A 23,325-nucleotide genomic window follows, 5' to 3' on the forward strand; every position below is an offset into this window, starting at 1 on the left:
TTAAGAAATGACCATACTGTGACTGCAAGGCGGCGTATATTACGCATTTTTTGCACGAGATGAAAGGCCAAACTTTGAACAATCCACTGTTGTAGATCAAGGAATCGCCGCTCAATCTTTCCGTTAAGAATTATTCACTATTTAAATCATTGTGTTAGGTAGGAATGGCTATTTTATGAGCGCTTACAATTTCCCGTAACTTCTCATCATTTCTGAATAAATGGCTTACCTGAGCGGGATAATCTGCTGTTTTTAGCAGCAGATTTTCCCTCTTCTTTGCGATCTACGTCGCATTTTAGAACATGATCTTAAGCCTCAGAATGGGCGTTATTCGACCACAACGCGCCCATGCAGAGACTGTACCGGGCGGTTATTATCGTGATGCATGGTATGGGTAAATTTCTCAAGCTGTTCTGCTGAGACGGTTAACGGCTGTTTGAGCACGATCCAGGTGACCCCTTCAGAACACGGTGGCGTGGTCAGAGATCCGCTAAAGCGCCAGTAGGTTTTCACCTTCGGAAGCAGTTTGTTCAGGTTGAGATCCTTCTCAATGGAGACGTTCTGTTCAGCCTGCTGCGGCATCACGCTCCACAGCTTATCCAGCTCCGGATTCGCAGCCCCTTTATCAAACATGACGGCTACCACGGTCAGCTCACCCGCGCTGTTTTTATGTACCAGATGCATCTCCATCGCGTACTTCTTGCCGTGCACGGTGTTTTCGCTTGGTGCATGGAAGTGGAACTGCTGGAGCGTCCAGGTTTGCTTGTCCAGAGTAATGGTGTCACGGGTGTCAGCCTGTTCGCTAGCCTGAATGGTATGGCCATTATTGGTCAGCGTTACAGGACCATCAATGTAGTGTGTTTGCAGCGGGGAGAGATGGGCGTTAGCGGTCGAATCAATATTTATCGGAGACTGGTTCATCCCGCTCTGGCAGGTCTTGTAGGCCTCGTCCAGTTCACCCCAGTGTTCCGGTGAACCTTCCCCTTCGTAGCCCCAGTGTGATGCGAATGCTGAAGCCGAAACCATGCTCAGCGCAAACAGCGCTGCCTTGCCTGTAATGTGTTTCATCATATTCTTCCGGTGAATTTTTTAATACAAATCAACATGATTTGTGGGGTTATTTTACCGAAGAATGGCAGAGGGAGAGAGGATTATCAGAGGAAGAGGGGCGTGGTCAGAGGACCACGCCAAATGCTTATTTTTTACGACCGGTAATACGGCACCACTCTTCTTTCTCCACCACCGGGTCGAGAGCGAAAAGATCGGCGTAGGCTTCACACACGCTGTCTGCCTGGCTTGCCAGGATACCCGAAAGTCCCAGCAGACCGCCCTCAACGGGCAGCACGCTGATTAACGGAGCCAGCTCGCGCAGTGGGCCCGCCAGAATGTTTGCAACCACCACATCGGCTTTCATGGCTTCTGGCTGCGCATCCGGAAGATACAGCTCCAGTCGATCGGAAACGCCGTTGCGCTCGGCGTTGTCGCGACTGGCCTGAATGGCCTGCGGATCGATATCGATCCCGATAGCTTTTGCCGCGCCCAGTTTCAGGGCGGCAATCGCAAGGATCCCGGATCCACAGCCGAAGTCGATCACCGTCTTACCATCCAGATCGAGACCATCCAGCCACTGCAGGCACAGGGAGGTCGTTGGATGGGTGCCGGTACCAAACGCCAGACCCGGATCGAGCATGACGTTAACCGCGTTTTCATCAGGAACCTCGCGCCAGCTTGGGCAGATCCACAGACGTTTGCCGAACTGCATCGGGTGGAAGTTATCCATCCATTCGCGTTCCCAGTCTTTGTCTTCCAGCTGTTCGATTTTGTGCGCAAAGCCCGCGCCCAGCAGAGGGTGGTTTTCCAGAATCGCGACGACCTCTTTCATGTCGGTTTCAGCATCGAACAGGCCAATCACGTCGGTGTCGCCCCACAGGCGGGTTTCGCCCGGCAGTGGCTCAAAGACCGGCGTGTCATGCGTGTCCTGGAAGGTGATAGAGACCGAACCGGCCTCCATCAGCGCATCGCTCAGTTCCTCGGCGTTAGCGCCGGTTGTGTTCAGTTTTAGTTGGATCCACGGCATGGCAAAACTCTTTATTTATCAGTAGAAATCACAGGTTGTGGGACGGGCTGACCAAAACGGTTCCCTACCACAAACGCCAGTAAACTTAGCAGTAACGAAGGCACAATCGGATGGAAGCCCAGGTACTGAATTTTAAACGTTGCGAGAACGGCATACAGCACACCGCCGACAATCATGCCGCTCAAAGCGCCCGCAGCATTCGCCCGTTCCCAGTAGAGACCTAACACCAGCGGCCAGAGGAAAACGGCTTCGAGGCCGCCAAACGCCAGCAGATTCAGCCAGATGATCATCTCCGGCGGACGCCATGCGGCTAACAGCAGCAACGCGCCTAGCACCAGCGTAATCACCGCCGACATATGCTTCAGGCGACGTTCATTTTCAACCTGCTCAGGGCGCAGGTTCAGATAGAGATCTTTAATGATCGTAGCGGAACTTTGCAGTAACTGAGCGTTGATGGTCGACATAATGGCGGCCATTGGCGCAGCGAGGAAAATCCCGGCGGCAAAAGGGGGCAGCACTTTGACCATCAGCGTCGGGATAACCAGATCCGGCACGGTAAGATCGGGGATTACCGCGCGCCCTAATGCCCCCGCCAGATGCATACCAAACATCAGGACAGCGACCACAATCGTCCCGATGATGATGCCCTTGTGAACGGCTTTGCTGTCTTTATAGGAGATACAGCGCACGGCGGTATGCGGCAGACCAATTACTCCGAAACAGACTAACACCCAGAATGAGGTCATAAAGGTCGGAGAGAGGATATCATCTGCGCCCTGCGGCGAGACCAGTTTCGGGTCAATCGCTTCCAGGGTTTCCACCGCGTGAGTGAGTCCACCCGCCGCATGGACAATCCCCACCAGCAGAACGATCGTACCGATGAGCATCACCATTCCCTGCAGCGTATCGTTCAGCACGCTGGCGCGGAATCCGCCAAACGCAGTATAGAGCGCGATGCTTACCCCGAAGATGATGAGGCCTGTCTCGTAAGGGATGCCAGCCGCCGTTTCCAGCAGACGCGCACCGCCGATAAACTGTACGGTCATCGCACCGATAAACGCCACCAGCAGGCTCAAGCTCGCCAGCCACACCAGCAAGCGGCTCTGGTAACGGGCAAAGAGCATATCGTTGAGCGTCACGGCATTGTAACGGCGCGCCAGAATGGCAAATTTTTTACCCAGTATGCCCAACGAGAGCCAGACGGCAGGCAGCTGGATCATCGCCAGCAAAACCCAGCCTAACCCGTATTTGTAGGCCGCACCGGGGCCGCCAATAAACGAGCTGGCGCTGATATAGGTCGCGGTCAGCGTCATTGCCAGCACAACGCCGCCCATCGAACGGCTGCCGAGGAAATACTCGTTCAGAAAGGCACCGGTCGTTCTTTTGCGCATGGCGTAAATGGACAATCCAAATACGACCAGCAGGTAAGCGACAAGCGGCAGAATGACTTCAAGCTGCATCATCGTCCTCCAGCGGAATATCCCGGTAGATAAATTTCACCATTGCCCAGCACAGCAGGATAAACACCAGCGGAACCAGCAGGCAGGCCAATTCGAACCAGTGCGGCAGGCCGGTGATGCCAATAGCAGAGTCTGGTAAGTAAGCGGTTACTAACCATGCAGCAAGATAGAGAAGGGTCAGCCACAGCGCCCAGCGCGCTTCTTTATGGGCCTGAACAAAACGTTTGTCCATTTTTTGTCCCTTGTGGATGAAGAAAGCGGGGATTGTACATGATGAGGCTTTCCAGGCCCCAGAAATAAAAAAGGCCGGATAATCCGGCCTTTTCACAACACAGGTCTCTTACTTCTCGTTCAGACCGAGTTTTTTCTCCAGATAGTGGATGTTGGTTCCACCATTCTGGAAGTGCTCGTCGCTCATGATGCGCATCTGCAGATCAACGTTGGTTTTGATTCCGTCGATGATCAGTTCCTGCAGGGCGTTCTTCATGCGGGCAATCGCCACGTCACGGTTTTCGCCGTAGCAGATGAGCTTGCCGATCATTGAGTCATAGTACGGCGGTACGGTGTAACCGGCGTAGATATGAGACTCCCAGCGCACGCCAAAGCCACCCGGCGCGTGGAAACGCGTGATTTTACCCGGGCTTGGCAGGAAGGTGTTTGGGTCTTCGGCGTTGATACGGCATTCTACCGCATGGCCTTTCACCACAACTTCTTCCTGCTTGATGGACAGCGGCTGACCGGCTGCGATACGCAGCTGCTCTTTAATCAGGTCAACCCCGGTGATCATTTCGGTAACCGGATGTTCAACCTGAATACGGGTGTTCATCTCAATGAAGTAGAACTCGCCGTTTTCGAACAGGAACTCAAAGGTACCCGCTCCACGATAGCCGATATCGACACACGCTTTAGCGCAACGCTCGCCGATGTAGCGACGCAGTTCCGGAGTAATGCCCGGCGCTGGTGCTTCTTCGACTACTTTCTGGTGACGACGCTGCATGGAGCAGTCACGTTCAGCCAGATAGATTGCGTTACCCTGACCGTCAGCCAGCACCTGAATTTCGATGTGGCGTGGGTTTTCCAGGTATTTTTCCATGTACACCATGTCATTGCTGAAAGCGGCTTTCGCTTCTGCTTTGGTCATGGAGATGGACTGTGCCAGTTCAGCATCGCTGCGCACAACGCGCATACCGCGACCGCCGCCGCCGCCGGACGCCTTGATGATAACCGGGTAGCCAATGCGTTTAGCATGAGCACGGTTAGCATCCATGTCGTCGGTCAGAGGGCCGTCAGAGCCTGGTACGGTTGGTACACCGGCTTTTTTCATCGCGGTGATCGCAGACACTTTGTCGCCCATCAGGCGGATGGTGTCGGCTTTCGGGCCGATGAAGATAAAGCCAGAGCGTTCAACCTGCTCAGCAAAGTTGGCGTTCTCAGAGAGGAAGCCGTAACCCGGATGAATTGCCACCGCGCCGGTGATTTCAGCGGCGCTGATGATAGCCGGGATGTTCAGATAGCTTTTTACGGACGGAGCCGGGCCAATACAGACCGTCTCATCCGCCAGCAATACGTGTTTTAAATCGCGATCCGCGCTTGAGTGCACAGCGACAGTCTTGATGCCCAGTTCTTTACAGGCACGAAGAATACGCAGTGCGATCTCGCCGCGGTTGGCGATAACAATTTTATCCAGCATGTACGCCTCGTTACTCGATGACGACCAGCGGCTCGTCAAATTCAACCGGCTGACCACTTTCGACCAGAATCGCTTTCACAGTACCTGATTTGTCTGCTTCGATCTGGTTCATCATTTTCATCGCTTCAACGATGCACAGGGTATCGCCTACGTTGACTTTCTGACCCACTTCGATGAACGCCTTCGCGTCCGGGCTCGGGGTGCGGTAGAAAGTACCAACCATTGGGGAACGTACGATGTGACCACTGATTTCTGCTGCAGCGGCAGGTGCGGCTTCAGCTGCTGCTGGTGCAACGGCTGCGGAGAGCGCAGGCTGCTGCACTGGCGCAGCGTAAGCTTGCTGCATTACCGGGAAGCTAGCGGCTGGGGCTGCACGGCTGATGCGTACAGACTCTTCGCCTTCAGAAATTTCCAGTTCGGAGATGCCTGATTCTTCAACCAGCTCGATCAGTTTTTTAATCTTACGAATATCCATGAGTGGGTTCCGTACTCTTGTTTAGTGTGATTGTGACAAGCGTTTTACCGCTGTCTGTAAAGCGTATGAATAGCCGTCTGCGCCCAGTCCGCAGATAACGCCAGCAGCGATATCCGACAGATACGAATGGTGACGGAACGGCTCTCGGGCGTGCACGTTACTCAGGTGGATCTCGATAAACGGGATACTCACCGCAAGCAGTGCGTCGCGGATAGCAACACTGGTGTGCGTAAACGCGGCCGGATTGATCAGGATATAGTCCACATTGTCTTTAGCCTGATGAATACGGTCGATGATTGCGTACTCCGCGTTTGACTGAAAATGTTCCAAATCCACATTCAGCGACGCTGCTTCCGTGCTCAAACGGTTAACAATTTCGCTTAATGTCAGCGTGCCGTACTTCTCCGGCTCACGGGTGCCGAGCATGTTCAGGTTCGGTCCGTTCAAAACTAAGATCTGAAACTTATCAGCCATTATGCCGCTATCTCCTGCGATTTTCGGGTAAAAAACAAAATATACCGTCGAAGCGCAAATGTCACCTTTTCAGAGGCCAAAAACCACTGTCAGGCGAACCAAGGTCGCACATTATAACGATTTCGTAGCATTTGGCAGCTAAATACTGGTCTTATCAGGGAAGATTATCAACCGCAATCCAAAAAAGATTTGCGGTTGAGAGGCAATCTGCGGGAAAACGCACAGTTTCGCGAACTATCGCAACCACTGGCGGAACTTCTTGTAACGCCATGCTAAAAGCGCCACGGCCGCCAGCGCGTAAAGGACCGGCTGCGGAGAGAGGATCTTCACCGACCACAGATAATGAATGGGTGCGAGGATCGCGACAAGATAGACGAAGTTATGCAGCAACTGCCAGCGACGGCCCAGCTTTCGCTGCGCATATTGCGTGGATGTCAGCGCTAACGCCAGTAAAATCACCCAGCTCACAATACCCAGCGTCAGATAAGGGCGCGTCACCAGTTCGCGGCCAAGCAGTGTCAGATTGTTAATTCCCAGTTCCAGCAGGGCATAGCTGGTCAGATGCAGCGTGGCCCAGGCAAAACACCATAGCCCCAAAAGCCGACGGGTGCGTATCAATAGTGGCTGTTTAGCGTAGCGCGCCAGCGGCGAGACGAGCAAGGTGGCCAGTAAAAATTTCAGAGCCATCCGACCGGTAAAATGCTGGATATCCTTGGCCGGATCGGCGCTAAAAAGCCCCTGGCTGGCGGCCCAGAACAGCCAGAGAAAGGGGAGTATTCCGGCTAAATGCAGCAGCACTTTCAGCCAGGTAATCTGTTTTGCCGTTAAACGCACTCAGAAGTTCTCCCGTAAATTGAGGCCACGGTACAGCGAGGCCACTTCATCCGCATAACCGTTAAACAGCAGCGTTGGCTGGCGCTTCACGTCCAGCGCGCCGCCGGAACCGATAAAACGCTCGGTCGCCTGCGACCAGCGCGGATGATCCACGTGCGGATTCACGTTGGCGAAGAAACCGTATTCGTCCGGAGCCGCCAGATTCCAGGTGGTTGGCGGACGCTCGCGGGTGAGCTTAATGCTGACGATAGACTTAATTCCTTTGAAACCGTATTTCCACGGCACGGTTAAACGGATGGGCGCGCCGTTCTGCGGCGGAAGCGCCTTGCCGTAAACGCCGACGGTCAGCAGCGTAAGAGGGTGCATGGCTTCGTCAAGGCGTAACCCTTCAACGTAGGGATACTCCAGCCCGCCGCCAATGAACCGGTCTTTCTGGCCCGGCATCTCGTCCGGCGCATACCGCGTCTGGAAAGCGACATATTTTGCGTTGCTGGTGGGCTCCACCATCGCCAGCAATTTATGCAGCGGGAAGCCGATCCAGGGCACCACCATCGACCAGGCTTCCACGCAGCGCATGCGGTAGATACGCTCTTCGAGCGGGAAACGGGTGGTCAGATCGTGGTGGTCCAGCGTCAGGGGTTTTGCCACTTCGCCGTCGATTTTCAGCGTCCACGGATCGGTTTTGAGACTACCGGCGTTGGCCGCAGGATCGGCCTTGTCGAGGCCAAATTCGTAGAAGTTGTTATAGCCCGTCACTTTATCTTCTGGCGTAAGCGTCAGTTTGTTCTGCCATTGGGCGGGTTTCGTAAAGGTGAGCGGGGCGCCGGAAGGGGCCTTCGGCCGATCGTTGCCTTTAAACCAGTCGAGCAGGTCAGCGTGAGCCGAAGGCGAGAGCGAGAGCGCGGTGGCGCTGATGCCAAGCATTTTCAGGATCTGGCGGCGCTGTAACATAAAGACAGACTCAGACGTTACGTCGGCTTCCGTCAGTTTTCGGTTTTTCATGGCATCCTCCGTCATGCGTTTTCCTAAGCATGACGGAGGAGAGTGATTCGCGCGAATATGTCACGAAAATTTGAAGATTAGGCGATTTTCACCAGCGCGCGACCGTGGAACTGGTTATCCATGATCTTACTGGCATAGTCCGGTGCCTGGCTGAGCGTAATCTCCGTGGCGCTCTGGGTGTAGAAAGATTCCGGCAAATCGCGCACCAGACGTTCCCATGCCTCAGTACGACGAGCCGCAGGTGTCATCACGGAATCCACGCCCTGCAGGCGGACGTTACGCAGAATGAATGGCATCACGGTGGTTGGCAGGGCAAATCCGCCCGCCAGCCCGCAGGCGGCCACGCAGCCGCCGTAGTTCATCTGCGCCAGGACTTTTGCCAGCACTTTATCACCGACGGTATCCACCGCGCCTGCCCAGACCTGTTTTTCCAGTGGACGGGTTTCGGCGAATTCGTCACGGCTGAGAATGCGATTTGCACCGAGCTGGCGCAGGTAATCGTGGGTACTTTCCCGACCGGAAACCGCCGCAACCTGATAGCCCAGCTTGTGCAGTAGCGTCACTGCCGTGCTGCCCACGCCCCCGCTGGCACCGGTGACGACAACTTCCCCCGATTCAGGGCGGATGCCTGCTTCTTCCAGCGCCATCACGCACAGCATCGCGGTAAAGCCTGCCGTGCCGACGATCATCGCCTTGCGGCCATCCATACCTTTCGGCATCGGCACCAGCCAGTCGCCCTTCACGCGCGCCTGCGTGGCCAGCCCGCCCCAGTGATTTTCACCTACGCCCCAGCCGGTGAGCAGGACCTGCTGGCCCGGATGGAAGCGCGGATCCTCGCTGGTATGTACCCGGCCAGCGAAATCAATACCCGGCACCATAGGGAAATTTCGGATGATTTTACCCTTCCCGGTAATCGCCAGCGCATCTTTATAATTTAAACTGGACCAGTCGATGTCGACGGTTACTTCGCCTTCCGGCAGACGACTCTCTTCTACCGCCTGCACTGAGGCAAGCGTTTTGCCGTCCTGCTGTTCTAAGATCAAAGCCTGCATACGGGGTCCTCTCGACTCATTTGATTGGAAAATAATTTCTGAAGACTATACTCGCTCAGGGAAACGCAGTGCCGATTTAACGCAATAAATTGCCAGATACACCCGATTTGGTAGTATGCCGCATTTGACATGCAAGTTAGCGCTTACTCGCTACCCCATCAACCCACGGAGTAATCTCAAGGATGCGATTAACGACGAAGTTCTCAGCTTTTATCACCTTGCTGACGGGGCTTACCATTTTTGTCACCCTTCTGGGCTGCTCTCTGAGCTTTTACAACGCCATTCAGGACAAACTGGTTAACCGGGTACAGTCTGTCGCGTCGGTAATTGATACGCGTCTGCTGACGACGCCGCTACCGGCACTCTCCAGGGAGCTCGATGAGCTGATGGTACCTGTTGATATTGTTCAGATCGACATTCAGCAGGGAAAGCATCGTGTGTTAAGCCACGAACGCCCGGGAAGCTATCGGCCTGCGGGCGTGGTGAGCCAGTATCGGGAAGTGACCGTACATTCCCTTAAAAATCCGGGGATGACCATACACATGGTCTATCTCGATCCGATGGCCAGCTATTTCCGTTCCATGATGACCACCGCGCCGCTCACCGTCGCGGTGGCGTTTATCGTCCTGCTGATCTTTCTCGCGGTCCGCTGGCTGCGCCGCCAGCTCTCCGGCCAGGAGCTGCTGGAGATGCGCTCCGTGCGGATCCTTAACGGTGAACGCGGCCCGCAGGTCCGTGGTTCAGTCCACGAATGGCCGTCACGCGCCAGCAGCGCGCTGGATACGCTGCTTTCGGAAATCCAGTTTGCCAGCGACCAGCGCAGCCGTATGGATACGCTGATCCGCTCCTATGCCGCGCAGGATAATAAAACCGGCCTCAACAACCGCCTTTTCTTTGATAATCAGCTCGCCACGCTGCTCGACGATTCGGAAAAAGTGGGGACGCACGGGGTGGTGATGATGGTTCGCCTGCCTGATTTCGATCTCCTGCGCGACACCTGGGGACAGCGGGCCGCGGAAGAAAATCTCTTTACGCTGATCAACCTGCTCTCCACCTTTATTATGCGCTACCCGGGCGCGCTGCTGGCCCGCTACCACCGCAGCGACTTTGCCGTGTTGCTGCCGCATCGGACGCTGAAGGAGTCGGAAAGCATCGCCAGCCAGCTGCTGAAGGCGGTTGATGCGCTGCCGCAGAGCAAAATGCTCGACAGGGACGATATGGTCCACATGGGGATCTGCGCCTGGCGTGGCGGACAATCGACAGAACAGGTGATGGAGCATGCGGAAGCGGCCACCCGCAACGCCGTGCTGCAGGGCGCGAACGGATGGGCGGTCTATGATGATTCGCTGCCGGAAAAAGGGCGCGGTAACGTGCGCTGGCGTACGTTGATTGAGCAAATGCTAAGTCGCGGCGGACCGCGTATTTATCAAAAACCCGCGGTCATGAAAAACGGCAACGTTCATCACCGTGAACTGATGTGTCGTATTTTTGACGGTACGGAAGAGGTTATTTCTGCGGAATATCTGCCAATGGTGCTGCAATTTGGTCTGTCCGAAGAGTATGACCGTCAGCAAATTAGCCGCTTGATTCCGTTTTTATCATTCTGGCCTGAAGAGAGCCTGGCGTTACAGGTCACCGTGGAGTCATTAATACGCCCGCGTTTTCAGCGCTGGCTGCGTGATACATTAATGCAATGCGAAAAATCGCAACGCAAACGCATTATTTTTGAACTTGCTGAGGCGGATGTAGGTCAACACATCAGCCGGTTACGTCCGGTGGTTCGTTTGATCAACGCGCTCGGCGCGCGCGTCGCGGTGACGCAGGCAGGTTTGACGCTGGTCAGCACCAACTGGATCAAGGAGCTGGATGTGGAGCTATTAAAGCTACATCCGGGGCTGGTAAGGAATATTGAAAAGCGCACGGAAAACCAGCTGCTGGTACAGAGCCTGGTTGAGGCGTGCAAAGGAACGCGAACACAGGTGTTTGCCGCGGGCGTACGCGCCAGAGGCGAATGGCAAATGTTAACAGAGCGCGGTGTAATGGGTGGTCAGGGGGATTTTTTTGCTGCCTCTCAGCCGCTTGACACCAATGTGAAAAAATATTTGCAAAGATACTCGGTTTGACCTGCCGTTTACGCTGTTTTCACGTAGAATATCGCGCCTGTAGCTTTGAGTATGTCGAGCAAAAAGCCAGTGAACGACCTTTAACGGGTTACAAAGGTCAGTAAGGAATGCTGCTGTTTACTCAGCCCTGAGGGAGTCAGGGGATGATTTTGTAACATCAGGAAACGTACTGCACAAATTTTCACCGTTGCAGATGATTTTTGCGCCTTGTCGCTGCTGCGTGTGGTTGGTAAAGTAAGCGGATTTTGTTTTCCGCCCCAGCTTTCAGGATTATCCCTTAGTATGTTGAAAAAATTTCGTGGCATGTTTTCCAATGACCTGTCCATTGACCTGGGTACTGCGAATACCCTTATTTATGTAAAAGGACAAGGCATCGTATTGAATGAGCCTTCCGTTGTGGCCATTCGTCAGGATCGTGCAGGCTCGCCGAAAAGCGTAGCCGCAGTGGGTCATGACGCGAAGCAGATGCTGGGTCGTACCCCTGGCAACATCGCCGCTATTCGCCCAATGAAAGACGGCGTTATCGCTGACTTCTTCGTGACTGAAAAAATGCTTCAGCACTTCATCAAGCAGGTTCACAGCAACAGCTTCATGCGTCCAAGCCCGCGTGTTCTGGTGTGTGTGCCGGTTGGCGCAACCCAGGTCGAGCGTCGCGCAATCCGTGAATCTGCTCAGGGTGCAGGTGCGCGTGAAGTGTTCCTGATTGAAGAGCCAATGGCGGCGGCAATCGGTGCAGGTCTGCCTGTGTCTGAAGCGACCGGTTCCATGGTGGTGGATATCGGTGGTGGTACCACTGAAGTGGCCGTTATCTCTCTGAACGGCGTGGTGTACTCCTCTTCCGTACGTATCGGTGGTGACCGCTTCGACGAAGCCATCATTAATTATGTGCGCCGTAACTACGGCTCTCTGATCGGTGAAGCCACCGCAGAGCGTATCAAACACGAAATCGGCTCTGCATATCCGGGCGATGAAGTGCGCGAGATCGAAGTACGTGGCCGCAACCTGGCTGAAGGTGTTCCACGCGGTTTCACCCTGAACTCCAACGAAATTCTGGAAGCACTGCAGGAGCCACTGACGGGTATCGTGAGTGCGGTAATGGTCGCGCTGGAACAGTGCCCACCAGAGCTGGCGTCCGATATCTCCGAGCGCGGTATGGTTCTGACCGGTGGTGGTGCGCTGCTGCGTAACCTCGACCGCCTGTTAATGGAAGAGACAGGTATTCCTGTCGTAGTTGCAGAAGATCCACTGACTTGCGTCGCCCGTGGTGGTGGCAAGGCGCTGGAAATGATCGACATGCACGGCGGCGATTTGTTCAGCGAAGAGTAGTCGAGTTTGAGAGGGTAGCAATTTGCTACCCTTTCTCTCTGACGCGAGAATACGCATAGCCTATGAAGCCAATTTTTAGCCGTGGCCCATCGCTACAGTTTCGCCTCATTCTGGCGGTTCTGGTTGCGCTTGGGGTCATTATTGCCGATAGCCGCCTCGGTACGTTCAGCCAGATCCGAACGTACATGGATACCGCCGTCAGTCCTTTCTACTTTATATCAAATGGTCCCCGTGAACTGCTCGACTCCGTTTCTCAAACGCTGTCTTCACGAGACCAGCTCGAACTTGAAAACCGGGCATTACGCCAGGAACTGCTGCTGAAAAACAGCGAACTTCTGATGCTGGGGCAATACAAGCAGGAAAACGCGCGTCTGCGTGAGCTGCTCGGCTCGCCGCTGCGTCAGGATGAGCAGAAGATGGTTACCCAGGTGATCTCCACCGTGAACGACCCTTACAGCGATCAGGTTGTGATCGACAAAGGGAGCGTCAACGGGGTGTATGAAGGTCAGCCCGTCATCAGTGATAAAGGCGTAGTAGGCCAGGTTGTTGCCGTCGCCAAACTGACCAGCCGCGTGCTGCTGATTTGCGACGCCACGCATGCGCTCCCGATCCAGGTCTTGCGTAACGATATCCGCGTGATCGCGGCCGGGAATGGCTGTACGGATGACCTGCAGCTGGAACACCTGCCGGCCAACACGGATATCCGCGTGGGCGACGTGCTGGTGACCTCCGGTCTGGGTGGCCGCTTCCCTGAAGGCTATCCGGTTGCGGTGGTCTCTTCGGTGAAGCTGGATACGCAGCGTGCCTATACCGTGATTCAGGCGCGTCCAACCGCCGGTTTGCAGCGTCTGCGCTACCTGCTGCTGCTGTGGGGCGCCGATCGTAACGGTACTAACCCGATGACGCCTGAAGAGGTCCATCGTGTGGCAAATGAACGCCTGATGCAGATGATGCCGCAGGTTCTCCCGCCTGCGGACTCTATGGGGCCGCCTGCGCCAGTCCCGGCACCGGCAACGGGGTTAACGCAGCCGCTGCCGGATGCGCCGCCACCGCCTAAACTCTCTTCGGGAGGGCAGTAGTGGCAAGCTATCGTAGCCAGGGACGCTGGGTCATCTGGCTCTCGTTCCTCATTGCACTGTTGCTGCAGATTATGCCCTGGCCGGATAACATTCTCGTTTTCCGGCCAAACTGGGTCTTGCTCATTTTGCTCTACTGGATCCTTGCCCTGCCGCATCGCGTAAATGTCGGCACGGGTTTTGTGATGGGTGCCATACTGGATCTCATTAGTGGCTCTACGCTGGGCGTACGCGCCTTGTCCATGAGCATTATTGCGTACCTCGTCGCACTGAAATTCCAGCTCTTCCGTAACCTCGCGCTCTGGCAACAGGCCCTGGTCGTGATGCTGTTGTCGCTTGCTGCGGATATCGTTGTTTTCTGGGCAGAGTTTTTAGTGATCAACGTCTCTTTCCGACCGGAAGTGTTCTGGAGTAGTGTAGTAAACGGTGTGCTCTGGCCGTGGCTATTCCTGCTGATGCGTAAGGTTCGCCAGCAGTTTGCTGTGCAATAAAAGGTTTCTATGACGTCTTTGTATCTCGCTTCCGGCTCCCCGCGCCGTCAGGAACTCCTGACGCAGCTTGGGGTCTCTTTTGAACGCATCGTGACCGGCATTGAAGAAATACGTGCTGAGGGCGAAAGTGCTCAACAGTACGTGTCACGTCTGGCGCGCGAGAAAGCGCAGGCGGGCGTGGCCTGCGTGCCGCGCGATCTGCCCGTGCTGGGAGCTGATACCATCGTTATCCTTAACGGTGAAGTGCTGGAGAAACCGCATGACGCCGAACACGCGGCGCGCATGCTGCGCAAAATGTCCGGGCAAACGCATCAGGTGATGACGGCCGTCGCGCTGGCGGACCGCCAGCACGTGCTGGATTGCCTGGTGGTGACGGATGTCACGTTCAGAGTACTTACCGACGACGAGATCGCCGCTTATATTGCCAGCGGTGAACCGATGGATAAAGCAGGTGCATACGGTATTCAGGGGCTGGGTGGCTGTTTTGTCAGGAAGATTCATGGCAGCTATCACGCCGTAGTCGGCTTACCGCTGGTGGAAACGTATGAGTTGCTGAGCAATTTTAACTCACTGCGTGAGGGAAGGGATAATTATGACGGCTGAATTGTTGGTAAACGTAACGCCATCGGAAACCCGTGTGGCCTATATTGACGGTGGCATTCTTCAGGAAATTCATATTGAGCGTGAAGCGCGGCGCGGAATAGTAGGCAATATCTACAAAGGTCGTGTCAGTCGTGTACTGCCGGGTATGCAGGCGGCTTTTGTAGATATTGGACTGGATAAGGCGGCATTTTTACATGCCTCCGACATCATGCCGCACACCGAGTGCGTCGCGGGCGAAGAGCAAAAGCAGTTTGCCGTGCGCGACATTTCTGAACTGGTGCGTCAGGGGCAGGACTTAATGGTGCAGGTGGTGAAAGATCCTCTTGGTACCAAAGGCGCCCGTCTGACCACCGATATCACCTTACCTTCCCGCTATCTGGTCTTTATGCCCGGCGCGTCGCACGTGGGCGTTTCGCAGCGTATTGAGAGCGAAAGCGAGCGCGAGCGCCTGAAGAAAGTCGTCAGCGCCTACTGCGATGAACAGGGCGGATTTATCATCCGCACCGCCGCGGAAGGGATCAGCGAGGAAGACCTGGCGTCAGATGCGGCTTACCTGAAGCGCGTCTGGACAAAAGTGATGGAGCGTAAAAAACGCAACCAGACCCGCTATCAGCTCTATGGTGAGCTGGCGCTGGCGCAGCGCGTGCTGCGTGACTTTGCCGACGCGCAGCTCGACCGCATTCGCGTGGATTCCCGCCTGACGTATGAAGCGCTGCTGGAGTTTACCGCTGAATATATCCCGGAGATGCCAGGCCTGCTGGAGCACTACACCGGGCGTCAGCCGATCTTCGATCTCTATGATGTCGAAAACGAGATCCAGCGTGCCCTGGAGCGTAAGGTTGAACTGAAGTCCGGCGGCTATCTGATCATCGATCAGACCGAAGCGATGACCACCGTCGATATCAACACCGGCGCGTTTGTCGGTCATCGCAATCTGGACGACACCATCTTCAACACCAACATCGAAGCCACGCAGGCCATTGCGCGCCAGCTTCGTCTGCGCAATCTGGGCGGCATTATCATCATCGACTTCATCGATATGAGTAATGAAGACCATCGCCGCCGCGTGCTGCACTCGCTTGAACAGGCCCTGAGTAAAGATCGCGTGAAAACCAGCATCAACGGCTTCTCACAGCTGGGGCTGGTGGAAATGACGCGTAAGCGTACCCGCGAGAGCGTGGAGCATGTGCTGTGTAATGAATGCCCGACCTGCCATGGACGCGGAACGGTAAAGACGGTTGAGACCGTCTGCTACGAGATCATGCGTGAAATTGTGCGTGTGCATCATGCCTACGACTCCGATCGTTTTCTGGTCTATGCTTCCCCTGCGGTGGCTGAAGCGCTGAAAGGCGAAGAGTCACACGCGCTGGCGGAAGTGGAAATCTTTGTCGGCAAACAGGTAAAAGTACAAATTGAACCGCTCTATAACCAGGAGCAGTTTGACGTCGTGATGATGTAAGCGCAGTACGCTGCGTGACCAAAGCTGACAAGGAGAGATGCGTGAGGCGATTGCCGGGGATTTTATTGCTTACAGGGGCAACGCTGGTCGTGATTGTCGCGTTGCTCGTGAGCGGGCTACGCCTCGTTTTACCGCATCTGGACAGCTGGCGTCCGCAACTGCTGGCAAAAATCGAATCCACCACCGGCGTGCCGGTGAACGTCAGCCAGGTAAGCGCCAGCTGGCAGAATTTTGGCCCGACGCTCGATGTGCGGGATATCAACGCCAGCCTGAAAGATGGCGGCCACCTCAAAATCAAACGCGTGACCCTGGCGCTGGACGTCTGGCAAAGCCTGCTGCATCTGCGCTGGCAGTTTCGCGATCTCACCTTTTATCAGCTTCAGTTTCTGACCAATACGCCCATCTCGGGCGGCGACAGCAGCCAGGGGCTTGAGGCCAACCGTTTTAGCGATCTTTTCCTGCGCCAGTTCGATCATTTCGATCTGCGCGACAGCGAAGTGAGCTTTATTACCCTTTCCGGCCAGCGTGCGGAACTGGCGATCCCCCAGCTGACCTGGCTCAACGGCAGGAACCGGCACCGCGCTGAGGGGCAGGTGAGTCTCTCCAGCCTGAACGGTCAGCACGGCGTGATGCAGGTGCGCATGGATCTGCGTGACGATGACGGCCTGCTAAATAACGGCAAAGTCTGGCTGCAGGCCGACGATGTGGACGTCAAACCGTGGCTGGGCGACTGGCTCCAGCAGAATATGCAGCTGGAAACGGCCCGATTCAGCCTTGAAGGCTGGCTGACCCTGACGAAAGGCGAATTTGCCAGCGGTGATATCTGGCTCAAGCAGGGGGGCGCGAGCTGGAAAGGCGAAAAACAACAGCATCAGCTTTCCGTCGATAACCTCACCGCCCACGTGACGCAGGAGAAAGAGGGCTGGCAGTTTGCCATTCCCGATACGCGGATCGCGATGGACGGCAAGCCGTGGCCGCGCGGTGCGCTGACGCTGGCCTGGATGCCGGAGCAGGACGTTGGCGGCACGGCCAGTAAACGCAGCGACGAGCTGCGCATCCGCGCCAGCAACCTGGATTTGGCCGCGATTGAAGGGCTGCGCTCAATGGCGGCAAAGCTCTCTCCAGACCTGGGCGAGATCTGGCTGGCTACGCAGCCGAGCGGAAAGATCGATTCTCTGGCGCTGGATATCCCGCTTCAGGCGACGGAAAAAACCCGTTTCCAGGCAACATGGAAAGATCTTGCCTGGAAGCAGTGGAAGCTGCTGCCGGGTGCGGAGCACTTTAGCGGCAAGCTGGAAGGCAGCGTGGAGAACGGCAGGCTGACGGTTGATATGCACGACGCCAGAATGCCGTACGAGACGGTCTTCCGCGCGCCGCTGGAAATCGAACAGGGCAACGCAGTGCTTAACTGGCTCCGTAACGATAAGGGCTTCCAGCTCGATGGTCGCCATATCGACGTCAAAGCCAAAGCGGTACACGCGCGGGGTGACTTCCGCTATCTGCAACCGCAGGGGGACGAGCCGTGGCTGGGTATTCTGGCCGGAATCAGTACCGATGATGGCTCGCAGGCCTGGCGCTATTTCCCGGAAAACCTGATGGGTAAAGCGCTGGTCGACTATCTGAGCGGCGCAATCCAGGGCGGTCAGGCGGAAAACGCCACGCTGGTCTACGGCGGTAACCCCCATCTGTTCCCGTACAAACATAATGAAGGTCAGTTCCAGGTTCTGGTGCCGCTGCATGACGCCACCTTCGCGTTCCAGCCGGGCTGGCCCGCGCTGAAAAACCTGGATATCGAACTTAACTTCCTCAATGACGGCCTGTGGATGAAGTCCGACAGCGTGGCGCTGGGCGGCGTGACGGCCAGCAACCTGACGGCCAACATTCCGGACTACTCAAAAGAGAAGCTGCTGATTGATGCCGACATCAACGGTCCCGGCAAGGCGGTGGGACCGTACTTTGAGGAGACCCCCCTGAAAGAGTCGCTGGCGGCGACGCTTCAGCAGCTGCAGCTTGATGGCGATGTGAATGCTCGCTTACATCTTGATATCCCGCTGGACGGTGAGATGACCACCGCGAAAGGCGACGTTCGTCTGAAGAACAACAGTCTGTACATTAAACCCCTTGAGAGCACCCTGAAAAATCTCAGCGGGCAGTTCAGCTTTGAGAACGGTAACCTGAAGAGCGAGCCGCTGACCGCCAGCTGGTTTAATCAGCCCGTGAATATCGACTTCACGACCACAGAGGGTGAAAAGGCGTATCAGGTGGCCGTCAATCTGGACGGTAACTGGCAGCCAGCGCGAATGGATGTCCTGCCGAAGCCGATTGAGGCGTCGGTGGAGGGGGCGGTCGCCTGGCAGGGTAAAGTGGCAATCGACCTGCCTTATCACGCAGGTGCCCAGTACAAGGTCGACATCACGGGTGATCTGAAGAATCTTCGAAGCCAGCTGCCTGCGCCGCTGGATAAACAGGCCGGACAGCCGCTGCCGGTGAAGCTGAACGTCGAGGGCAACCTGAACAGCTTCGCGCTGACCGGAAACGCGGGCGGGACGAACCACTTCAACAGCCGCTGGCTGCTTAACCGCAAGCTCACCCTCGACAGGGCCATCTGGACGACGGATAGCCGCTCCACGCCGCCGCTGCCAGAGCAGACGGGCGTTGAGCTGAATCTGCCGCCGATGGACGGTGCAGAGTGGCTGGCGCTGTTCCAGAAAGGCGTTGGGCAAAACGTTGATGAAACCGCCCAGTTCCCGCAAACCATTACCGTACGCACGCCGTCGCTGATGCTGGGTGGGCAGCAGTGGAACAACCTGAGTATTGTCTCGCAGCCTGCTGCTAACGGTACGAAAGTGGAGGCCCAGGGTCGGGAGATCAACGGCACGCTGACCATGCGCGATCACGCGCCGTGGCAGGCGGCGATCCGCTATCTCTACTACAACCCGGCCGCCGCGAGTAAAGATAAACCGGCGGATACCTCGCCGCTGAGTCAAACCTCCCGCGTCGATTTTAGCGGCTGGCCCGATCTCCAGCTGCGCTGCGCGGAGTGCTGGCTGTGGGGACAGAAATATGGTCGTATCGACGGTGATTTTGCCATTCAGGGAAATACGCTTACGCTCACCGGAGGATTGATCGACACCGGCTTTGGCCGCATGACGGCAGGCGGGGAATGGGTGAATAACCCGGGCGAGCAGCGAACGTCCCTCAAGGGCGACATTAAAGGCAACAAACTGGATGCGGCAGCCAATTTCTTTGGCATCAGCACGCCGCTGCGCGGTTCGTCATTTGACGTCGATTACGATCTTCACTGGCGCGACGCCCCGTGGAAGCCGGATGAGGCCTCGCTGAACGGCATTCTGAAAACCCGCTTCGGCAAAGGTGAAATCGCCGACGTGAGCACGGGGCGCGCCGGGCAGATCCTGCGCCTGCTGAGTTTTGATGCGCTGCTGCGCAAGCTGCGCTTCGATTTCAGCGATACCTTCAGCGAAGGGTTCTACTACGATTCCATCCGCAGTACGGCGTGGATCAAGGACGGCGTTCTGCATACGGACGATACGCTGGTGGATGGCCTGGAAGCGGATATCGCCATGAAAGGCTCGGTCAACCTCGTGCGCCGCGAGCTGGATATGGAAGCCGTGGTGGCGCCGGAAATTTCCGCGAGCGTGGGCGTTGCGGCGGCCTTCGTGGTGAACCCGATTGTCGGTGCGGCGGTGTTTGCCGCCAGCAAAGTGCTGGGGCCGCTGTGGAGCAAGGTCTCCATTCTGCGCTACCGCATTACCGGTCCGGTCGATAAACCGCAGATCAACGAGGTGCTGCGCCAGCCGCGCAAAGATGCACAGCAATGATTTGACGTGGGCAGGTAATTGCCTCACTCTCAATAAATACGATCTTTATACCGCCACGGGCGGCAACGAACGAGTAGCAATACGATGAGTCTGAACCTGGTAAGTGAACATTTGCTCGCAGCGAACGGCCTGAACCATCAGGACCTGTTCTCCATTCTTGGTCAACTGACCGAACGCCGTCTCGACTACGGCGACCTTTATTTCCAGTCGAGCTATCACGAATCCTGGGTTTTAGAAGACAGCATCATTAAAGATGGCTCTTACAACATCGACCAGGGCGTCGGCGTCCGCGCCGTCAGCGGGGAGAAAACCGGTTTTGCGTATGCCGATCAGATTAGCCTCGCCGCACTTGAGCAGAGCGCGCAGGCCGCGCGCACCATTGTGCGTGATACCGGCGATGGTCGCGTGAAAACCCTGGGAGAAGTGCAGCACTCTGCGCTCTATACCAGCATCGATCCGCTGCAGAGCATGAGCCGTGAAGAGAAGCTGGATATCCTGCGCCGCGTGGACAAAGTGGCGCGCGCGGCAGATAAACGCGTGCAGGAAGTTTCAGCCAGCCTGAGCGGTGTGTATGAACTGATTCTGGTGGCGGCAACGGACGGTACCCTGGCGGCAGATGTCCGTCCGCTGGTGCGTCTCTCTATCAGCGTGCAGGTCGATGAGGACGGCAAACGCGAGCGCGGTTCAAGCGGCGGCGGCGGTCGTTTTGGCTATGACTGGTTCCTGGGCGACGTTGACGGTGAAGCGCGCGCTGACGCGTGGGCAAAAGAAGCCGTGCGCATGGCGCTGGTGAATCTGAATGCCGTCGCGGCGCCGGCGGGTTCATTCCCGGTGGTGCTGGGTGCCGGCTGGCCGGGCGTGCTGCTGCATGAGGCGGTGGGCCATGGTCTGGAAGGCGACTTTAACCGTCGCGGAACGTCGGTATTCAGCGGTCAGATTGGTCAACTTGTCTCCTCTGAACTGTGCACCGTGGTGGATGATGGCACCATGCGCGATCGTCGCGGCTCGGTGGCTATCGACGATGAAGGTACGCCCGGCCAGTACAACGTGCTGATCGAAAACGGCGTGCTGAAAGGCTACATGCAGGACAAACTCAACGCGCGCCTGATGGGCGTTGCGCCAACGGGTAACGGCCGTCGTGAATCCTACGCGCACCTGCCGATGCCGCGCATGACCAATACCTACATGCTGCCGGGCAAATCCACGCCGCAGGAGATTATCGAATCCGTTGATTACGGTATTTTTGCGCCTAACTTTGGCGGTGGCCAGGTGGATATCACCTCCGGTAAGTTTGTCTTCTCTACCTCAGAAGCGTACCTGATCGAGAAGGGCAAAGTGACCAAAACGGTGAAAGGTGCAACGCTGATCGGCTCCGGTATTGAAGCCATGCAGCAGATATCGATGGTCGGTAACGATCTGAAGCTGGATAACGGCGTGGGCGTCTGCGGTAAAGAGGGCCAGAGCCTGCCGGTGGGCGTGGGCCAGCCAACGCTGAAAGTAGACAACCTGACGGTGGGCGGCACAGCCTGACCTGAGTAAACATAAAAAAAGGCGCTACAGATGTAGCGCCTTTTTTTTAACGTAAGTTACCCAGCGGTATCTCCGGATCCGGCTCGTGAGTGATGCGGTTACGCAAGTCACGACGAATAATTTCGATCGACCAGAACCAGACCAGATGGCCCACGATCTCTGACACGTGTTCATACCACGGCAGCTCAAACAGCGGTGGCGTCAACCCCATCAGCGGGAAGGAGATCATATGCACAAAGAGCTGAGCTAACGCACCTGCCAGCAAACCCTGCCAGAGTTTAATTTTCGGGAAGACTTCAGCCACGACACAATAGCCAACAGCGAAGACGATGGAGAAAATAATATGCGTTACGCCGACCCAGTTAAATATATGTCCGGCAAATGTATAAACTGCTGCGTTAGGATCGACAACGCCAAGCCAGTCGCGTAAAAATACATAGGGAGGGTTTAAAAAATTGCGGGAGCAGTCAATCTGACCTGCGGCTCTTATTAAGTGCTCAGGTCCGCATGCGCCGTTGAATAAGTCGGCGGGGCTGCGTGGCGGAAGCGGCACTTCGGCTCCCCATTTGACAAAAGCGGAGACGATCCCTGCAATTAAACCGATGAACGCAGCGAGTCCATAGCGCCTGCGTGAAGGCGGTGTTTGTTCAAATAGATTCATTTCTTTTCCTTGTTTAACGTCATCCTGCGGAATACATTTTATTATTCATATCAGCAACAAATTAATAACAGCCTGAAGAGCAGACTGCATATAAAGTAATGGGCTGATGGCGGTAGTGTCAATTAGCTATTCCTGATAGTGGCGAAGGAATATTCCTGAATGAATACGGGATTCATCCTGGGAATATTCATCGGTCCTATGCGTTCTGGAATAAATGGATTATTCCTTTCGTCTTCCCCGCATCCCCTGAAACAGCTCCGCCACGTCCACAAAATACTCGGTCAGATAGTTAATGCACACCTGGACTTTCAGCGGGAGCTTGTCTTTTTCGGTATACAGGGCGTACACCGGACGCGGATCGGATTGGTAGCGCGGGAAGAGGATCTCCAGCACGCCGCTGTTGATTTCGTTGATCACCCACATCAGCGGCACGTAGGCGATCCCGGCGCCAGCCACCAGCCAGCGCGAAATGGTCATGGGGTCGTTAGTGACAAACCGCCCCTCCGGCAGCAGTTTGGTGGAGATCCCTTCCGGGGCAATCAGCTCAAATTCATTGTCGGGCCGCACGCTGTACTCCAGCCACGAGTGGTTGGTGAGATCGGCGGGTTTCTCCGGCACACCGTACTGGGCCAGATAGCTCTTCGAAGCGCAGACGACCATCGGCATGCTGCCCAGCCGACGCGAGAACAGGCTGGAATCTTGCAGCGCGCCGACGCGGATCACCACGTCCAGGCCGTCGGCAATCAGATCCGGCGCCGGGATACCCGTCACCAGATTGACGGTAAGCCCGGGGTACTCTTTCAGCATATCCGCCGTCATGGCAGCGAGAACATTTTGTGCCATAGTTGAAGAACACCCGATGCGCAGCGTGCCGATGGGGGTGTTGTTGAAGGCGTAGAGCTGTTCGTGAACATCCCGCACTTCCAGAAGCATGCGACGACAGCCCTGATAGTAAATTTTACCCGCTTCCGTCAGACCAATGCTGCGGGTACTGCGGTTGAGCAGCTTGACCTGAAGCTCATCTTCCAGTTTGGACACCGTCTGGCTGATGGAGGAGACGCTCATCTGAAGCTGGCGTGCAGCGGCGGTAAAGGAGCCCAGTTCAACCACTTTGGCGAAGACTGACATGCGTTTTAAACGTTCCATTGTTCAC

General features: G+C 56.0%; 21 protein-coding genes. 8 read left to right on the forward strand and 13 right to left on the reverse strand.

The window, feature by feature from the left end:
* Nucleotides 1-327: 327 nt before the first annotated feature.
* The 10 genes from C6A40_RS15455 to acuI all read right to left on the reverse strand — a co-directional run bounded on the left by C6A40_RS15455 (nucleotide 328) and on the right by acuI (nucleotide 9,064).
* Nucleotides 328-1,068: a carbonic anhydrase gene (locus C6A40_RS15455; RefSeq protein ID WP_021242291.1), complete on the reverse strand. Its 741-nt coding sequence runs from the start codon at nucleotides 1,066-1,068 to the stop codon at nucleotides 328-330.
* A gap of 127 nt (nucleotides 1,069-1,195) precedes the next feature.
* The gene (gene prmA, locus C6A40_RS15460; RefSeq protein WP_008502859.1) at nucleotides 1,196-2,077 is read right to left on the reverse strand and encodes a 50S ribosomal protein L11 methyltransferase; all 882 of its coding nucleotides are present in this window, start codon (nucleotides 2,075-2,077) and stop codon (nucleotides 1,196-1,198) included.
* A gap of 11 nt (nucleotides 2,078-2,088) precedes the next feature.
* Entirely contained in the window at nucleotides 2,089-3,537 is a 1,449-nt protein-coding gene (panF, locus tag C6A40_RS15465; RefSeq protein WP_045337036.1) for a sodium/pantothenate symporter, read from the reverse strand.
* Nucleotides 3,527-3,769 carry a YhdT family protein gene (locus C6A40_RS15470; RefSeq protein ID WP_021242290.1) on the reverse strand — a complete coding sequence of 81 codons (243 nt, stop codon included), beginning with the start codon at nucleotides 3,767-3,769 and terminating at the stop codon, nucleotides 3,527-3,529. The genes panF and C6A40_RS15470 overlap by 11 nt, the downstream gene beginning before the upstream one ends.
* A 108-nt stretch (nucleotides 3,770-3,877) precedes the next feature.
* Nucleotides 3,878-5,227: an acetyl-CoA carboxylase biotin carboxylase subunit gene (gene accC, locus C6A40_RS15475; protein WP_003860388.1), complete on the reverse strand. Its 1,350-nt coding sequence runs from the start codon at nucleotides 5,225-5,227 to the stop codon at nucleotides 3,878-3,880.
* 10 nt (nucleotides 5,228-5,237) lie between these two features.
* A complete protein-coding gene (accB, locus tag C6A40_RS15480) occupies nucleotides 5,238-5,702 on the reverse strand; it encodes an acetyl-CoA carboxylase biotin carboxyl carrier protein (RefSeq protein WP_008502856.1) in 465 nt (154 codons plus the stop codon).
* Nucleotides 5,703-5,723: 21 nt separating this feature from the next.
* Nucleotides 5,724-6,176, reverse strand: a complete 453-nt coding sequence (aroQ, locus tag C6A40_RS15490) for a type II 3-dehydroquinate dehydratase (RefSeq protein ID WP_045337035.1) — start codon at nucleotides 6,174-6,176, stop codon at nucleotides 5,724-5,726.
* A gap of 234 nt (nucleotides 6,177-6,410) precedes the next feature.
* The gene (gene msrQ, locus C6A40_RS15495; protein ID WP_008502854.1) at nucleotides 6,411-7,010 is read right to left on the reverse strand and encodes a protein-methionine-sulfoxide reductase heme-binding subunit MsrQ; all 600 of its coding nucleotides are present in this window, start codon (nucleotides 7,008-7,010) and stop codon (nucleotides 6,411-6,413) included.
* Nucleotides 7,011-8,012: a protein-methionine-sulfoxide reductase catalytic subunit MsrP gene (msrP, locus tag C6A40_RS15500; protein ID WP_008502853.1), complete on the reverse strand. Its 1,002-nt coding sequence runs from the start codon at nucleotides 8,010-8,012 to the stop codon at nucleotides 7,011-7,013.
* Between the two features lie 77 nt (nucleotides 8,013-8,089).
* Nucleotides 8,090-9,064 (reverse strand): acrylyl-CoA reductase (NADPH), encoded by a 975-nt coding sequence (gene acuI, locus C6A40_RS15505; protein ID WP_025912569.1) that lies wholly within the window; start codon nucleotides 9,062-9,064, stop codon nucleotides 8,090-8,092.
* Nucleotides 9,065-9,246: 182 nt separating this feature from the next.
* Here acuI and csrD point away from each other — a divergent pair, with 182 nt between their 5' ends.
* Nucleotides 9,247-11,187 carry an RNase E specificity factor CsrD gene (gene csrD / locus C6A40_RS15510; RefSeq protein ID WP_008502851.1) on the forward strand — a complete coding sequence of 647 codons (1,941 nt, stop codon included), beginning with the start codon at nucleotides 9,247-9,249 and terminating at the stop codon, nucleotides 11,185-11,187.
* 80 nt (nucleotides 11,188-11,267) lie between these two features.
* On the opposite strand, the gene C6A40_RS25105 is transcribed toward csrD, so the two are convergent.
* Nucleotides 11,268-11,501, reverse strand: coding sequence for a hypothetical protein (locus C6A40_RS25105; protein ID WP_162230876.1), 234 nt, complete (start codon nucleotides 11,499-11,501; stop codon nucleotides 11,268-11,270).
* Between C6A40_RS25105 and mreB the strand changes: the two genes are divergently transcribed.
* From mreB to tldD, 7 genes are all read left to right on the forward strand, one after another.
* Nucleotides 11,470-12,513 (forward strand): rod shape-determining protein MreB, encoded by a 1,044-nt coding sequence (gene mreB, locus C6A40_RS15520; protein ID WP_000913396.1) that lies wholly within the window; start codon nucleotides 11,470-11,472, stop codon nucleotides 12,511-12,513. The genes C6A40_RS25105 and mreB overlap by 32 nt on opposite strands.
* Nucleotides 12,514-12,575: 62 nt before the next feature.
* A complete protein-coding gene (mreC, locus tag C6A40_RS15525) occupies nucleotides 12,576-13,592 on the forward strand; it encodes a rod shape-determining protein MreC (RefSeq protein WP_008502850.1) in 1,017 nt (338 codons plus the stop codon).
* Nucleotides 13,592-14,080, forward strand: coding sequence for a rod shape-determining protein MreD (gene mreD / locus C6A40_RS15530; RefSeq protein ID WP_008502849.1), 489 nt, complete (start codon nucleotides 13,592-13,594; stop codon nucleotides 14,078-14,080). Before mreC ends, mreD begins: the two co-directional genes overlap by 1 nt.
* A gap of 9 nt (nucleotides 14,081-14,089) precedes the next feature.
* A complete protein-coding gene (locus C6A40_RS15535) occupies nucleotides 14,090-14,683 on the forward strand; it encodes a Maf family protein (RefSeq protein WP_008502848.1) in 594 nt (197 codons plus the stop codon).
* A complete protein-coding gene (gene rng / locus C6A40_RS15540; protein ID WP_008502847.1) occupies nucleotides 14,673-16,142 on the forward strand; it encodes a ribonuclease G in 1,470 nt (489 codons plus the stop codon). Before C6A40_RS15535 ends, rng begins: the two co-directional genes overlap by 11 nt.
* Nucleotides 16,143-16,183: 41 nt before the next feature.
* Nucleotides 16,184-19,981, forward strand: coding sequence for an AsmA2 domain-containing protein YhdP (gene yhdP / locus C6A40_RS15545; RefSeq protein ID WP_039024487.1), 3,798 nt, complete (start codon nucleotides 16,184-16,186; stop codon nucleotides 19,979-19,981).
* Nucleotides 19,982-20,065: 84 nt separating this feature from the next.
* Nucleotides 20,066-21,511, forward strand: a complete 1,446-nt coding sequence (gene tldD / locus C6A40_RS15550) for a metalloprotease TldD (protein ID WP_045337032.1) — start codon at nucleotides 20,066-20,068, stop codon at nucleotides 21,509-21,511.
* A gap of 46 nt (nucleotides 21,512-21,557) precedes the next feature.
* Here tldD and C6A40_RS15555 read toward each other — a convergent pair whose 3' ends face one another.
* Both C6A40_RS15555 and aaeR read right to left on the reverse strand, forming a co-directional pair.
* Complete coding sequence (locus C6A40_RS15555) at nucleotides 21,558-22,172, reverse strand: YagU family protein (protein WP_023294682.1); 615 nt, start codon at nucleotides 22,170-22,172, stop codon at nucleotides 21,558-21,560.
* A 219-nt stretch (nucleotides 22,173-22,391) separates the two neighbouring features.
* Nucleotides 22,392-23,318: an HTH-type transcriptional activator AaeR gene (aaeR, locus tag C6A40_RS15560; RefSeq protein WP_008502843.1), complete on the reverse strand. Its 927-nt coding sequence runs from the start codon at nucleotides 23,316-23,318 to the stop codon at nucleotides 22,392-22,394.
* Nucleotides 23,319-23,325 lie beyond the last annotated feature (7 nt).

The sequence above is a fragment of the Enterobacter sp. GER_MD16_1505_Eko_090 genome (assembly GCF_003331015.1).
Classification (GTDB): Bacteria; Pseudomonadota; Gammaproteobacteria; order Enterobacterales; family Enterobacteriaceae; genus Enterobacter; species Enterobacter roggenkampii.

Excerpts from the sequence above, each read along its gene's own strand:
- C6A40_RS15455 (WP_021242291.1), bottom strand. The coding sequence starts at position 1,068 with ATGAAACACATTACAGGCAAGGCAGCGCTGTTTGCGCTGAGCATGGTT.
- prmA (WP_008502859.1), bottom strand. The coding sequence starts at position 2,077 with ATGCCGTGGATCCAACTAAAACTGAACACAACCGGCGCTAACGCCGAG.
- panF (WP_045337036.1), bottom strand. The coding sequence starts at position 3,537 with ATGCAGCTTGAAGTCATTCTGCCGCTTGTCGCTTACCTGCTGGTCGTA.
- C6A40_RS15470 (WP_021242290.1), bottom strand. The coding sequence starts at position 3,769 with ATGGACAAACGTTTTGTTCAGGCCCATAAAGAAGCGCGCTGGGCGCTG.
- accC (WP_003860388.1), bottom strand. The coding sequence starts at position 5,227 with ATGCTGGATAAAATTGTTATCGCCAACCGCGGCGAGATCGCACTGCGT.
- accB (WP_008502856.1), bottom strand. The coding sequence starts at position 5,702 with ATGGATATTCGTAAGATTAAAAAACTGATCGAGCTGGTTGAAGAATCA.
- aroQ (WP_045337035.1), bottom strand. The coding sequence starts at position 6,176 with ATGGCTGATAAGTTTCAGATCTTAGTTTTGAACGGACCGAACCTGAAC.
- msrP (WP_008502853.1), bottom strand. The coding sequence starts at position 8,012 with ATGAAAAACCGAAAACTGACGGAAGCCGACGTAACGTCTGAGTCTGTC.
- acuI (WP_025912569.1), bottom strand. The coding sequence starts at position 9,064 with ATGCAGGCTTTGATCTTAGAACAGCAGGACGGCAAAACGCTTGCCTCA.
- csrD (WP_008502851.1), top strand. The coding sequence starts at position 9,247 with ATGCGATTAACGACGAAGTTCTCAGCTTTTATCACCTTGCTGACGGGG.
- mreB (WP_000913396.1), top strand. The coding sequence starts at position 11,470 with ATGTTGAAAAAATTTCGTGGCATGTTTTCCAATGACCTGTCCATTGAC.
- mreC (WP_008502850.1), top strand. The coding sequence starts at position 12,576 with ATGAAGCCAATTTTTAGCCGTGGCCCATCGCTACAGTTTCGCCTCATT.
- C6A40_RS15535 (WP_008502848.1), top strand. The coding sequence starts at position 14,090 with ATGACGTCTTTGTATCTCGCTTCCGGCTCCCCGCGCCGTCAGGAACTC.
- rng (WP_008502847.1), top strand. The coding sequence starts at position 14,673 with ATGACGGCTGAATTGTTGGTAAACGTAACGCCATCGGAAACCCGTGTG.
- tldD (WP_045337032.1), top strand. The coding sequence starts at position 20,066 with ATGAGTCTGAACCTGGTAAGTGAACATTTGCTCGCAGCGAACGGCCTG.
- C6A40_RS15555 (WP_023294682.1), bottom strand. The coding sequence starts at position 22,172 with ATGAATCTATTTGAACAAACACCGCCTTCACGCAGGCGCTATGGACTC.
- aaeR (WP_008502843.1), bottom strand. The coding sequence starts at position 23,318 with ATGGAACGTTTAAAACGCATGTCAGTCTTCGCCAAAGTGGTTGAACTG.